12 protein-coding genes and 1 pseudogene are annotated in these 13630 nt (G+C 41.6%); 3 read left to right on the top strand and 10 right to left on the bottom strand.

Annotated elements, in window-relative coordinates; translation table 11 throughout:
• Positions 1-244: 244 nt before the first annotated feature.
• Together G7Y32_RS01750 and G7Y32_RS01745 are read right to left on the bottom strand one after the other, a co-directional pair.
• Positions 245-2656, bottom strand: a complete 2412-nt coding sequence (locus G7Y32_RS01750; RefSeq protein ID WP_165209749.1) for a flavocytochrome c — start codon at positions 2654-2656, stop codon at positions 245-247.
• A gap of 14 nt (positions 2657-2670) precedes the next feature.
• Positions 2671-3267: an NADPH-dependent FMN reductase gene (locus G7Y32_RS01745; RefSeq protein ID WP_165209746.1), complete on the bottom strand. Its 597-nt coding sequence runs from the start codon at positions 3265-3267 to the stop codon at positions 2671-2673.
• Positions 3268-3393: 126 nt separating this feature from the next.
• Here G7Y32_RS01745 and G7Y32_RS01740 point away from each other — a divergent pair.
• A pseudogene (locus G7Y32_RS01740) lies at positions 3394-3546 on the top strand (helix-turn-helix domain-containing protein); the annotation flags it as partial.
• 92 nt (positions 3547-3638) lie between these two features.
• On the opposite strand, the gene eno reads toward G7Y32_RS01740, so the two are convergent.
• Entirely contained in the window at positions 3639-4940 is a 1302-nt protein-coding gene (eno, locus tag G7Y32_RS01735) for a surface-displayed alpha-enolase (protein WP_165209743.1), read from the bottom strand.
• 200 nt (positions 4941-5140) lie between these two features.
• Between eno and G7Y32_RS01730 the strand changes: the two genes are divergently transcribed.
• Both G7Y32_RS01730 and G7Y32_RS01725 read left to right on the top strand, forming a co-directional pair.
• Positions 5141-5605 (top strand): DUF1694 domain-containing protein, encoded by a 465-nt coding sequence (locus G7Y32_RS01730; RefSeq protein WP_165209740.1) that lies wholly within the window; start codon positions 5141-5143, stop codon positions 5603-5605.
• A 410-nt stretch (positions 5606-6015) separates the two neighbouring features.
• Positions 6016-6414, top strand: a complete 399-nt coding sequence (locus G7Y32_RS01725; RefSeq protein WP_165209737.1) for a PaaI family thioesterase — start codon at positions 6016-6018, stop codon at positions 6412-6414.
• Positions 6415-6476: 62 nt separating this feature from the next.
• On the opposite strand, the gene G7Y32_RS01720 is transcribed toward G7Y32_RS01725, so the two are convergent.
• The 7 genes from G7Y32_RS01720 to G7Y32_RS01690 form a co-directional block, all read right to left on the bottom strand.
• Entirely contained in the window at positions 6477-7196 is a 720-nt protein-coding gene (locus G7Y32_RS01720) for a Sir2 family NAD-dependent protein deacetylase (RefSeq protein ID WP_165209734.1), read from the bottom strand.
• 577 nt (positions 7197-7773) lie between these two features.
• A complete protein-coding gene (locus G7Y32_RS01715) occupies positions 7774-8043 on the bottom strand; it encodes a DUF3884 family protein (RefSeq protein ID WP_206221342.1) in 270 nt (89 codons plus the stop codon).
• A gap of 16 nt (positions 8044-8059) precedes the next feature.
• On the bottom strand, positions 8060-8956 hold the full coding sequence (locus G7Y32_RS01710) for an aldose 1-epimerase family protein (protein WP_165209731.1): 897 nt from the start codon (positions 8954-8956) through the stop codon (positions 8060-8062).
• Positions 8957-9150: 194 nt separating this feature from the next.
• Positions 9151-10560 (bottom strand): 6-phospho-beta-galactosidase, encoded by a 1410-nt coding sequence (gene lacG, locus G7Y32_RS01705; RefSeq protein WP_165209728.1) that lies wholly within the window; start codon positions 10558-10560, stop codon positions 9151-9153.
• Positions 10561-10571: 11 nt separating this feature from the next.
• Positions 10572-12278, bottom strand: coding sequence for a lactose-specific PTS transporter subunit EIIC (locus G7Y32_RS01700; protein ID WP_165209725.1), 1707 nt, complete (start codon positions 12276-12278; stop codon positions 10572-10574).
• A gap of 2 nt (positions 12279-12280) precedes the next feature.
• The gene (locus tag G7Y32_RS01695) at positions 12281-12595 is read right to left on the bottom strand and encodes a PTS lactose/cellobiose transporter subunit IIA (RefSeq protein WP_165209722.1); all 315 of its coding nucleotides are present in this window, start codon (positions 12593-12595) and stop codon (positions 12281-12283) included.
• A gap of 36 nt (positions 12596-12631) precedes the next feature.
• Positions 12632-13465, bottom strand: a complete 834-nt coding sequence (locus tag G7Y32_RS01690) for a PRD domain-containing protein (protein WP_165209809.1) — start codon at positions 13463-13465, stop codon at positions 12632-12634.
• Positions 13466-13630 lie beyond the last annotated feature (165 nt).

Genomic DNA, 13630 nt, shown 5'->3' with positions numbered 1-13630 from the left:
AGAGAGCTTATCTACCGAATTTTAGTCGTATTTTTATACTCATGCTTATCGCATATTTTGGGGTGCTCGTCAGTAGAGTGGATCAGTTTTGCCCTCGATTACTAGAATCATTAACTCGTCAACCACAAAGCCCTCACTAAGATTATACACCTAGTGAGGGCTGTGTGTCCGTTTTCATTATTCTGTGGGTGAGGGCGGAGCCATCATGGATGTCTTGCCCAGCCTCTTGATATTTTATACTGTTTTAGCACCACTCATCCACTGCAGTTTGACCAGCAATTCGGCCGAAGGTAAAGATATCAGTCAAGGAATTGCCGCCCAGACGATTACCAGCATGAAGACCGCCAGCGACTTCTCCTGCTGCATAGAGACCCGAAATAATACGGCCTTGTTGGCTGATAACATGGGCTTGTGTATCAATCTTCAGGCCACCCATGGTATGGTGAACTGCTGGCTTACGCGGAGTCGCATAGAAAGGCGCTTTCTCAACCTTGAGGTCAAAGGCTCCCTTATTAAATTCAGGATCATAACCCGCATCGACATAAGAATTATAATCAGTAATAGTTTGGACAAAGACCTTTGGATCAATATTAATTTTCTCTGCTAATTCTTCTAGAGTATCAGCGCGATAAAGCGTACCTGCTGCTACCTGTGCCTCGATTTTTTCGTCACTAGTATTATAGGCTGTTTGTTTGATATTATCATCCGCAATCAAATAGAAAAGTCCGCCGTTATCAATAGCCGCTTGTGACAATTTATCACGGCTACCATATTCATCAACGAAACGCTTACCTTCCTTATTAACCATGATAAAGTTTGCAGGCGGTACCTGCAGGCCTGAAAAGAGAGCTCCAGTTTCTGGATCCGATACAGGCATCATCTGAGTGAAGCCCATACCAACAAGATCTGCTCCAACACTTTGACCAAGGATAATACCATCTCCTGTGATAGCTGGTGAGTTGGACGTCCTGATGTCATCGTCAATTTCTGTCCAATAAGTGTTGTATTTCTGCAACATCTCAGTATTCGCACCAAAACCGCCCGAGGCCAGAATTACAGCCTTGGCATAAACTGTAATGGTTTGACCGTTGCGACCTTCTGCAATTGCTCCTTTGATATGACCATCTTCAACAAGCAATTCCTTAACAGGGGTATCTGTCAGAATAGTGCCTCCTGCCTTACGAACATAGTTGTCAAGGACGGAAATATAGGCATAGCCCATTGGCGTCTTAGGCTTATGACCGCGGCGCCAGATAGCCCCTACCGGCATGGTTACATCACTGTGATCAAATTCAACCCCGACATTTTCCAGCCAGTGAACCGAATCCAAGGCATGTTCGGTCAAAATTTTCACCAAATCATAATTGCCATGAATTTCATTACCCTTGAGGTCAGTTCGTTTACCACCTAGATAGGTTTGGATACGATAGAGCAATTGAGAGTCAAAGAGAAAACTTGGATCTTTAAGATAGGCTTCGACTTGTTCTTGAAGTGCTTGAAAATCGTCACGATATTCTGGATCAATTGTTGATAAATCCTTGGAAATCAACTCTTCCAAGTTATGGGCTTCGCCAGGATTAGCCGCAAAGGTCTTTTGCCAGTCAGGATCCGGAGCATTCATAGGACCACCAGCTCGAACTGTATTCCCGCCTAAGGCTGGGAATTTTTCCAAAAGAACAACGGATTTTCCCTTTTGCAAAACAGTAGCTGCGGCAGAAAGACCGGCACCACCACCGCCAACAACCAAAACATCGGTGGTAAACTCCTTGTCTTCCTTATCTAAGGCGGACGGAGCCTTCGACCGCTTCTTCAACGTATCAGGATTACCGCCAGCTAGCCGAATTGCTCGGGCTACACCATCAAGAACACCGTTGGAGGTTACAGAAGCTCCAGAAACAGCATCCACATTAAGAGTTTGTCCTTCAATAATTTCATTTGGAATACGGGTAAAGACAATATCAGAAATGCCAGAAGTTTCGCCAGAACTATCAATATCAATCTTTTCAATTCTGTCATCAGACAAGGTAACCGTCACAGGCAGAGGTCCATTATGGCCTTCTGTCGTAACCTCATATTCACCAGGCTCAAAATGAACGTCTTCAGGCTCATTAAGCTGGTTAGCGACATTGACAAAGCGGACAAAACGATAGAAACAACTTTCTAAAAAGTCTACTGTCTTTTGATCCTTGAGATCACCCTCATCATCAAAAGCTTTATGAGCAAAGCCCAGCAAAAATTCATTGCCTGGCATAACGGTCGCATTCACACCAGGAGCATCCAAAATCTGCCGCAAATGCAGCTGAGCCCGTGAAGACCCCTGCTCAGAATAGGAAGCTCCAACAATCATAATTGGTTTGCCATCAAGCGGATGAATATTAAAAGACAGCCATTCAAGTAAACTGTTCAAACTGGAAGGAATGGTATGATTATGCTCAGGTGTAGCAATAATAACCCCTTCAGCCTCAGTAATCTTCTGATTAAAATTTTGGATGATAGGTGAATCTGTCTGATCATCGGTTTCATTAAACATGGGAACTTGATCGATGTCCAAGATTTCAATCTCGGCTTTATTAGCAAAATGTTTAGCCATAAACTGCAATAACAATCGATTGTAGGAATGCTTAGCATTGGTCCCCGCAATAGCAACTAATTTCATAATAATTTCTCCCTTTACACTTCCCAAGCGAAGGCTTGTTTACGCTTTGTATCAGCTTCCTTGACCAACTGATTGGTTAGGTTAACAAAGCCTTGAAATTCCGCAAAGCAATCATCCAGTTCGGAAACTTTCTCAGGATTATTTAGCTGGTTATCATCGGTTAGAACCTGCTCGGAGTGGCCTAATAGGAATTCATTTCCAGGCATAACCCTAGCCTTTAATTCTGGAGCATCTAAGATTTGCCGCAGGTGGGCCTGCGCCCGAGAAGTCCCCAGAAGTCCAAGTGAAGCCCCGACAATCATCGTTGGCTTATTAATCAGAGGGCGGCTGGTGTAAGCAATCCATTCCAAGGCACTTGAGAGCGGTGCTGGAATAGTGTGGTCATATTCCGGAGTTGCAATAATCACACCCTCTGCATCTGCAATCTTCTCGTTAAAGTCAGCCACAGCTTGAGGAACTTGCTTATCTTCGGGTTCATTAAAGGCTGGCAGATCCTGAATTTCTAGGATTTCAATGTCAGCTTGGTTGGCAAAATGCCTAGCCATAAACTTTAAGAGTTTTCGGTTAGTTGAACGGGCCGAATTAGTCCCAACAATCGCAACTAATTTCATTTTGTTACCTCTTTCACATTATTGGTTCCCCCTCATTGTACTACTCCCCTATTTTTTTGTAAACGCCATCTCCCGAAATTTAATGTCATAATATCTATTTTTCAGATAATAGTATTGCTTTACTCGGTACTCCTGCAGACTAACCACTCGATCCAAGATATCACTAGTCAGGTCGGTTTCGCCAACCAATCCAATTTTAATCGTCAGTTTAAGAAATATTACAAGTTAACACCCAGACAGTATCGGCAAGAGTTTATAAAAGAATCTTTGCGGAAGTAATCCCCTAATTTAGTCCGAGCTCTCCTTTCTAAAAGATCACAAAAAAGCTACTAGGAAAACCTAGTAGCTTTTATCAGGACTCCGCTAAAACCTTATTTTTTAAGGTTGTAGAATGAGTTGATTCCTTTGTATTGAGCAACTTCACCAAGTTGATCTTCGATACGAAGCAATTGGTTGTATTTAGCCATGCGGTCTGTACGTGACAATGAACCTGTCTTGATTTGACCAGCGTTAGTTGCAACTGCGATGTCAGCGATTGTAGAATCTTCTGTTTCACCTGAACGGTGTGATACAACTGCAGTGTAACCAGCTTCTTTAGCCATTTCGATAGCTTCGAATGTTTCAGTCAAAGTACCGATTTGGTTAACCTTGATAAGGATTGAGTTAGCAGCACCTTCTTTGATACCACGTGCAAGGTAGTCAGTATTTGTAACGAAGAAGTCGTCACCAACCAATTGAACACGATTACCAAGGCGTTCAGTAAGAGCTTTCCAACCTTCCCAGTCGTTTTCATCCATAGCATCTTCAATTGTGATGATTGGATATTTATTTACCAATTCTTCGATGTAATCGATTTGTTCAGCGGCAGTACGCTTAGCACCAGTTTCACCTTCGAATTTAGTGTAGTCGTAAACGCCATCTTCGTAGAATTCTGATGAAGCACAGTCGAAACCGAGCATGATTCCGTTTTCACCAGCTTCGTAACCAGCTGTTTCAATAGCCTTAAGGATAGTTTCAACACCATCTTCAATACCGTCGAAACGAGGTGCAAATCCACCTTCATCACCAACAGCTGTTTCCAAACCACGTTCTTTAAGGATTTTCTTCAATGCATGGAATACTTCAGCACCCCAACGAAGACCTTCCTTGAATGTTGGTGCACCAACAGGCATAATCATGAATTCTTGGAAAGCAATTGGAGCGTCAGAGTGAGAACCACCATTGACGATATTCATCATTGGAGTTGGAAGAACTTTAGTGTTGAATCCACCAAGGTAGCTGTAAAGTGGGATTTCAAGGTAGTCAGCAGCTGCGCGTGCTGCAGCGATAGACACACCAAGGATAGCATTTGCACCCAATTTACCTTTGTTTGGAGTACCATCAAGAGCGATCATTGCACGGTCGATTGCTTGTTGGTCGCGTACATCGTAACCGATGATAGCTTCTGCGATGATGTTGTTTACGTTGTCAACAGCTTTTTGAGTGCCAAGACCGCCGTAACGAGATTTGTCACCGTCACGAAGTTCAACTGCTTCGTGTTCACCAGTAGAAGCTCCTGAAGGAACCATACCACGTCCGAAAGCACCTGATTCAGTATAAACTTCTACTTCAAGTGTTGGGTTACCGCGTGAGTCAAGGACTTCGCGTGCGTAAACATCAGTAATAATTGACATTACAATACTCTCCTTATGAGTTTTAATTTTTTACACCACAATAGTAACACAAACTTCGTTAATTAGCAAACGAGAACTGAAGCTTGTATCATTATTTTTTAAATTTTGAAAAAATTTTTGAATCCCTTTTTCCTTATCATTTTGGCCATCTCTGGCCTTTATTTTCTATCTTATGATAAAATAAGGTAACGAGGTACACTATGGATAATTTAGAGAAGAAATTAATGACAGCTGCTTCTGGTGAAACAAGATTCAATCCAGACGAGCAGCGCCGATACATTGGCACCTTTCGTGAGCGTGTTTTGCTTACGATTGATAAAAATATGGGTAACCGGGATGATGTCAAGGCAGCTTTTCCAAAAATCTTGGAAGACCTAAAGAAAAACTACTCTGTCATCAAGGTCAAATCCTGCTCTAATCTAACTCAGACCAATCAAGTCATCTACATGAAAATGGCTCAAGAGGCGGGCGTCAGCTTTACCAATGTCAATGAAAAAGGCGAGCATGCTTTCGACCTAATTGTTCATACCGACAAAGCTGTCAATCAAGCAGAGACGGATATTTTTAAAGTTTATCCCCAATTCTTTGAAACGATTACTGAACCAGCGCCTGAAAAAAAGAGTTTTTGGAAAAAATTGTTTGAGAGTAGAAAAAAAAATCAGTAAACCGTGATAAAATCACGATTTTGATTTTCCTCACTCTCTCATTTGAATGCCTTGGCCTCTGCTGCTCTCTTGTTTTAAGGCGGCAGACTTTGGCGGTCTATCTCCAGACCATCAAACACCACTGGAACGTTTCAAACCCACCTTCACTCCGCTCAGTTGGTTAGGTTTTCCGCTTTGACCTTGTGGCAAAAAGAAAAACAGCCAGCCACTGTGCCAAAAATTAATTCTAAAACAGGGATACCAGACGAATTTTGCACAGTCCCCAATTAAGAACTGTGCAGGGTTAAGACTAAGTTGCATAGCCAACAAGTATTACTCCCAACCACTGCACTAATTTGGTAAATCTAAAGCAATACAAAGGAGGCAGAACTTTTTGTCTGCTTTTCTTCTAAAACAAAGAGGAACGAAATATGAAAGAGAAATACATCCACGAAATCAAAGTCTTTGAAAATCACCAACTAAACAGTTTTGACTATGGCCATGTAGTCGTCACCAGTGACATTGTCCAGTCATCACTCAATTACTACGGCCATGCCCATGGTGGCTATCTTTTCACCCTCTGTGATCAAATCAGCGGCCTAACAGCCATTTCAACTGGTTCTGATGCCGTGACCCTCCAATCAAGCATCAATTACCTCAAGCCAGGGAATTTAGGGGACAAGCTGACTATTGAAGGGAGCTGCAGCCACGACGGTAGAACCACCAAAGTCATTGATGTCACTATCAACAATCAAAACAAGGAACTAGTAGCCAAGGCCAGCTTTACTATGTACGTAACTGGCCAGCATAAGGAAGAAACAATCCAATAGGAAGTCGATCTAAGAATAGTGTTATCTGGCTAACTAAAAAGAGCGTCTTTTAAGCGCTCCTATTAATCTTCAAAAAAATCTCTAAAATCTTCCTGAATAAATGTGATATCGGGGTGGCTCTTTGCCACCTCATTTTTTTCCTTATCCAGCCAAATAATTTTTGCAGGATCTTGCTGCAGAACTAAGCCTGCCAAAGGGTAAACTTCCAAGGTTGATCCAATAACAATGATGAGATCACTGAACTGAGTCCAACGAGCTGCTAAGTCTAAATTGTCGGGATCAATGGCATCACCATAGAGGACAATTTCTGTGTCAACGTGATCCGCTAGAATAGCTAGAGGGTCATTGGTTAGCAGAGTGTGAGCATGTCCCATGATAGCTTGATCATCTCGCAAATCAATTTCTTGAAAACAGATTTGACAAATCCCTCTGTCGGCCTTGCCATGAAATTCAATAATTTCCTTTGAACCAGCCTGACGGTGAAGGCCATCAATATTTTGTGTCAGGACAGGGACTGCCTGCTTAGCGATCCAACGGTGAACCTTGTTGGGCTCCAGTCTTTGTAAAAATTGTTGCTTATGCCACTGCCAGAACTCTCTAGGATAAGATTGGAAAAAAGGACGTGATAAAATTTCACGGGCTTGGAAGTAGCGCCCCTTAAGTTTCATTCCTTTCATGGTGGTATAGTCAGGAACTCCAGATAGAGTCGAGACACCTGCACCTGTGACAACAAGAGGGTTCTGAGCTAACTGGATGCGGTTTTCGAGGTCTTTTTGGTTCATAGCTGCCTCCTTATCTTTTGACTTTATTATACTACGAAACAAAAACCTTAGTGTTTTCAAGCCACAGTCACACTTAAAGGGCTATGGATATATCTCAGATATTGCCCATGAATAGCTTTAAAAGAGAGCGAGATCATCCCTAAAATTGAAAATTTGGTCCTCACCACGCCCTAATTTTAAAGTGGTGACCTGAAACGATCTCTCCCCAGACCGTTTTTGACACTTGCTTTGCAAGCTTCATTTCCCGATGAGAGTGGGACAAAAATCGTAAATCGTGATAAAATCACGACTTTAATTTTCTTCGCTCGCCCATTTTAAGGCTCAGAGCTCTGCCACTCTCCTGTTTTTAGGTGGCAGGCTTTCAATCCCACCTCCGCACAGTTGATTAGGTTGACCGCTACCCCTTGCTACGAAAGGAATAAGGACTGCCAATCAGCAGTGGTTCATTGGTGCTAAAGCACCTAATGAACTGTGCAGGGGTAAGACTAAGTTGGCATAGCCAACAAGTCTTGCTCCTAACCACTGCGCCAAGAATTTATTCAAAAACAGGGATACTTGACCAACCTATCTTCCTTTATCATTTTGAAAAAGGAAGGTGATCCTGGCTAAAGATTACCTGATCTTCAGTCAGACCCGTTAGATTTAGAAATTTTGTCTTAAACTCTTCTAGAGAGTCCTCAGAATGACCATACCACTCCTCACCACTGGTAATATACCACTTGGCAAGGGATTTGATTTCCTTGGTTACTTGAGGGATATGGGATTTATCTTTAAAAGTAATCAGGTAAACTATTTCAAAGGCAGCTGCTATAGAATTATTTCGCAAAGTTTTTAAAGATTCTAACATGATAGATACCTACTTTCTAAAGGATACTAATGCTGAATGACTTGCAATCGGTTTGCTGGGGTGCAACCAAACTAACATTGCGCTTATCCTCAAAATAATCAGACTCATCTAACGAGGTTGATAGGCCGCTCCAAGGTTCAAGAGCGATGAAAGGACTTTGGTTGACAGTAGACCAAAGCACCAGATAAGGAAAATCCGGAAAATCTAATCGAACGCCCTTGTGATGTTTACGAGAACGTAAAGTGACACCGCGAGACTGAAGGCGATCCAGCGTCAGAGCATCACGGGTGAATAAACGATAATCTAAATCAAGCTTCTTCTGCTGATTCAAAAATGGAAGTCGATCGTTAAGATCCAACAGTCCTGTATCTGGAAATGAACGCGGAATTGAGCACGTTTCTTCTTCGTCGAATTCTAGATAATAATCCTCATACTTATCCATTTCCAGCAAAGGGCAATTAAACCCTGGGTGACCGCCAATAAAGTAGGGTAAGGTTTTGCTGGTTTCCTCATTAGCCACCTGATAAGTCGTCTGAATCCTTTTACCTGATAAGCGGTACGTAATGCTCAAATGAAAATGATAAGGATAAGCTCTCAGCATTTTTTCTGTTGGCCTTATTGAAAAGGTAACAGTATCCTCAGAGATGCTATCCACTATAAAATACTCCTTACGTACTAATCCGTGCCTAGGAATACTGCCTGTAAAATGCGGACGATCCGCTGGCCTATACACAGTCCAATTCATCCGCAAACTGCCGCAGATAGGAAAGAGTACCGGTGCTTGGGAGCTCCAATACTCAGGATTGCCCTGCCACAAATACTCAAGTCCATCCTTATCCTTGATCGACGTCAGCGCAGCACCAAATTCTGATAATTGAACGGTTAATTCATCATTTTTTAATGTAATCGTCATTATTGTCCTCACTTAGCTTATAGTTGAAATCAAAACAAAACAAGAGTCTCAATTAAACATTGTGACTCTTGCCTCGCTACGGTCTTTTCTGAAATTGAGAAAAGGGTTAATTAATGAATTAGGTGGAGATTTTAATTAATAAATGGAGAAATATTTGAAAGTTACAAGTTAGAAAGTTAATAAAGTATACTAATCTATTCATCAATTTCTTGAGTTTGAGCTAACTTTTTATACCAGTAAGCGCTCTTCTTAGGATAGCGCTCCTGCGTATCAAAGTCAACATAGAAAAGACCGTAGCGTTTCTCATAGCCATTAGACCATGAGAAAACATCCATCAAGGACCAAATGAAGTAGCCTTTGACATTGGCACCATCAGCAATGGCATCAGCAAGAACCTCTAAGTGTTTTTTGACATAGTCAATCCGTGCGTCATCATAAACAGTATGGTCGATAAATTCATCTTTATAACCAAGACCATTTTCGGTGATATAGATCTTCTTATAATTAGGATAGTCTCTTTTTACGCGCATGATCTGATCATACAGTCCCTGCGGGTAAATAATCCAGTCCCAATCTGTTTTTGGAATATGGGTTGGCGCTTCTCTGCGCCCGACACCTTTAATTTGGTATTTAGAACTGCCTTTTTCGCCCTTACCATTATGGATAATTTCCGTTTCGCCATCAAAAGCCTGCATCCAATCACTCATATAGTAGTTGATGCCCAAGAAGTCATTCAAATCCTTAGCAGCTTTAAGAGCTGCAAAATCGTCATCGCGCAGATCCAGTTTTCCGCCGTTGACACCTAAGATATGGTTGACCCCTTCCATGGTTTTATCCGAGTATTCTCCCAAATAAGTGGCATCAAGGATAAATTTATTGTGGATGATGTCTTCCAGTTCTGCAGCACGCACATCAGCTGGGTTAGACGGATCATAAGGATACTTGGTCGGCAGGGCGTGAACCACACCGATTTCACCAGAGTAGCCGCCATCTTTAAAAGCTTTCACTGCACGGGCATGGGAAACCATCATATTATGATGGGACTGGAAAACCTTAGCTAAGTCATACTTAATACCCGGTGGAAATTTTCCTACTAGATACTGACCATCACCAATAGGGCCGATTTCATTGAAGGTCGTCCAGTAGTTAACTTCTGGAAACTCTTTAAAACAGAATTTTGCATAATCAACAAAATGATCCATATTTTTCCGGTTGAGGAAATCTCCATTAGAATGGAGGGCTGCTGGCGTATCAAAATGGTGCAGGGTCACAAAGGGTTCAACATGACGCTTGTGACATTCCGCAAAAAGATTGTGATAGAACTCAACGCCTTTAGGATTAACATCGCCAAAGCCTGCTGGGAAAATCCGCGACCAAGCAATAGAGATACGAATACCATTAACACCAAATTCTTCAGCCAATTTCAAGTCAACAGGATACTTGTGGTAAAAATCGCTGGCAGGTTCTGCTGTGTACCAATAATTATCTTCCAGATATTTGTCCCAAGCAACAGGACCTTTACCTTCTCCTTTGGTGACACCTTCTGCCTGATAAGCAGCGGTTGCGCCACCAAAGATGAAGTCTTTCGGTAATGTTTTAGTCATCTTATGACCTCTCAATCTTTAAATTGCTCTTCAACAAATGCCAGAGCTCCCTGACCATCACGTGTCAGTTTAATATATTGAGCTCCCTCAGTCTTAGCTAATTTAATACCAAGTTTGTCTGTTTCAGCCTTCATGTCGTCGTAGTTAGAAGCCACTTGCGGAGCCAAAATAACTAACTGATATTGTGGCAGGATTTCACGGTGAGCACCGTAGCTTCCAGCAGCTGCCTTAACAGGTGCCCCATATTCTGCCGCTGCCTTATTAAGAGCATTAGCTAAGAGACCACTGGTACCGCCACCGGCACACAGGACTAGAACATTGGTTTCTTCTTGAATGCTGCTACTTTCCGCTTCAGCTTGAGTATCAGAATTTTCAAGAATGGCATCGGCCTTTTTAGTATCAAAGTTAGCAGCAACTTTTTCTTTAAGAGAATCGGCAGCGTCACCACCGGCTGCTTCTTCAGCTAAAATTTGCTCGTCATAAACCTTAACGAATGGGTAATAAATAGCGACATCAACTACAATCAAGAGAGCAGCTAAAGCAAATGATAGAATACCAAAGCCAGTCCCCATAACAATTCCCAAAGGTCCAGGGGTCGTCCAAGGTAAATTGACACTAAAGCTATTCATGCCAAGCGTATCAACAAAAAACTTGAAACACCAGACATTAACGATTGGAGTCAAAACAAATGGAATAAAGAAAACAGGATTCAAGACGATTGGGGCACCGAACAAAATCGGTTCATTAACCCCAAAGAAAGTTGGCACAACCGAAGCACGTCCAATGGCCTTATTCCGTTTGGACTTCGTCAGCCACATGAACATAAAAGGCACAACCAGAGTTGCCCCTGTACCACCCATAGTAGCGATAAACATCTGCGTTCCTGATGTGATAACCTTATCAGCATGTTGGCCGGCTTGTAATAATTGATAGTTAGTTTCAACATTGGCGTAAGTAATCGCTGCAATCGCGGGTTCGACGATAGATGGACCATGGATCCCCACAAACCAGAAAAGAGCGTAGGCGCCAAAGATAATGGTAATACCAATATAGCCATCCGCAGCTGAGAATAACGGAGCCAGGAGGGTTCCGATTGATTCTGCTACATTAACACCAATAGTAGCGTGCACAACCAATTGGATAGCGTAAAGAATAATAATGGAGAAGGCAAAAGGGAAAATATCTTTAAAAACTTGGGAGATATTTGGTGGAACCTCCTCAGGCATCCGAATCGTCACATTGTGTTTGACACAGAACTTATAAACATTAACAGTGATAAAAGCTGCAATAAAGGCTGTCAAGAGGCCCTTAGTTCCCATAAAAGCACTGAGGAAGCCGCCTTCCTTAGCGGGATCAGCTGCCATGATTAGGAAGCCAGCCATTGATGCCAGCATGGTTGAGATAAAATTAATTTGATTGGTGCTTTCTAAGCGGCGATTCATAGAATCTGTCAAAGACTTGGCTGTTGTACCAGCTACTAAGAAACCAATAATCCCCATGGTATAGTTGTAAGGGGTCATCAAACCATTTTCAATAGTTTTCGGCCAGGTAAACCCAAAAATATTTGGAACATAGGCAATCAAGAGGAAGATACTCGAAAACAAGATAACTGGCATGGCTGAAATAAAACCATCACGAATAGCTCGCAGATAAATATTTCGAGACACCTTCTCAAAGAAAGGTTTGCCCTTTTCAATTTGAGCAATTAAGGCATTCATAATTAATTTCCTCTCTTATAAAGTTCTACGATATGGTTAATCAAATCCTTAATAACCATTGTTGTCATCAGGTGGTCCTGACCGTGCATCAAAGTGACGCTAAAAGCAACATCATCACCTGACGCTTCTTTTTGGAGCAAACTTGTTTGAGCATTATGCGCATCGACTAAACAAGCATCTGCTTCCGCAATGAGACTTTCTGTCTTTTCATAGTCACCAGCTTGTGCTGCTTTCAAAGCTTCTAGCAATTTTGAGCGAGCGTCTCCGGCGTAGGCAACAATTTCAAAACCTAATAAGGTTGTTTCTTCTCTATTCATAGTTTTCCTCCTTCTACACTGACTAAGAGAATGGGTTTATAACAAACGTTGAATATGTAATGTAATGTAAAATCTTTCACTTTGGCAATCATCTATCCCTGTTTCGGTTGTGATAATCCGATAGATCTCATCAGCAATTTGATAAGCTTTAGGATAGGTTTCCTTTATCTGATCTTCCATCTCCAGCAATGACATATTGTCATCTCTGCTTCTATCCAAGTATTCAATGAAATAAGTCAAATGAACCATCAAGCGGTCATAAAAATGGGTATTCACTTTTGTCCGCTTAATATCGTATTGCTTCAGAACCTTTTGTATCTTCTCTAAAAGAGTCTTAGCTGTCCGGACTTTAGACTTCTTTCCATCAACTGTCAGACTTTTAGCATTGATAAAGTGGAGTGCGATTCGCCCGACTTCGTCATCAGGGAAATCACTCAAAAGTTGGCAGCGGAATCTTTCAAGAGCCTCTGTAGCCATCTCATATTCTTTTTTATAATCCTTAGATAGACGAGTTATTTCACTCTTTTGATAAGAATTATCAAGAATTGCTTTGTAAGCACAGTAAATATGATCGGTCAGGGTAACGTAAATATATTCTTGAACAGGATAATGATATTTGCTTGTTAAGCTGTCTATAACATCATAGGTGACTGTAATAAAATCAAGCGGTACATCTCTTAACAGTGTTAAAAAATTATCTTTAGATTCCTTACTTTTTAGAGAGAATACTTTCTCAATTTTATCGCTAACAATCAAATCGCCCTTACTCTTTTTAAAAGTAATCCCCAGCCCCATCACAACAGCTTGCTCACCGTAAGCATCTTTAACGAGTGCAACATTGTTATTCAGAGCCTGAACAATCCGATACATGGTTTTCCTCCTTTCTAATTCCAAACAAAAAGAGACCACAAACAAACCAAAGAAATTCACTGTTCCTTGATTCATTTGTAGTCTCGCCTAGTTTGATTAGTTACGATCTACCCTATTCAATTATGTTTTCATATTAACATAAACAAGGAAAAATGTAAACCCTTA

Source organism: Streptococcus tangpeifui, from assembly GCF_011038795.1.
Taxonomy (GTDB): domain Bacteria; phylum Bacillota; class Bacilli; order Lactobacillales; family Streptococcaceae; genus Streptococcus; species Streptococcus tangpeifui.
This window is presented reverse-complemented; position numbering and strand designations above follow the sequence as displayed.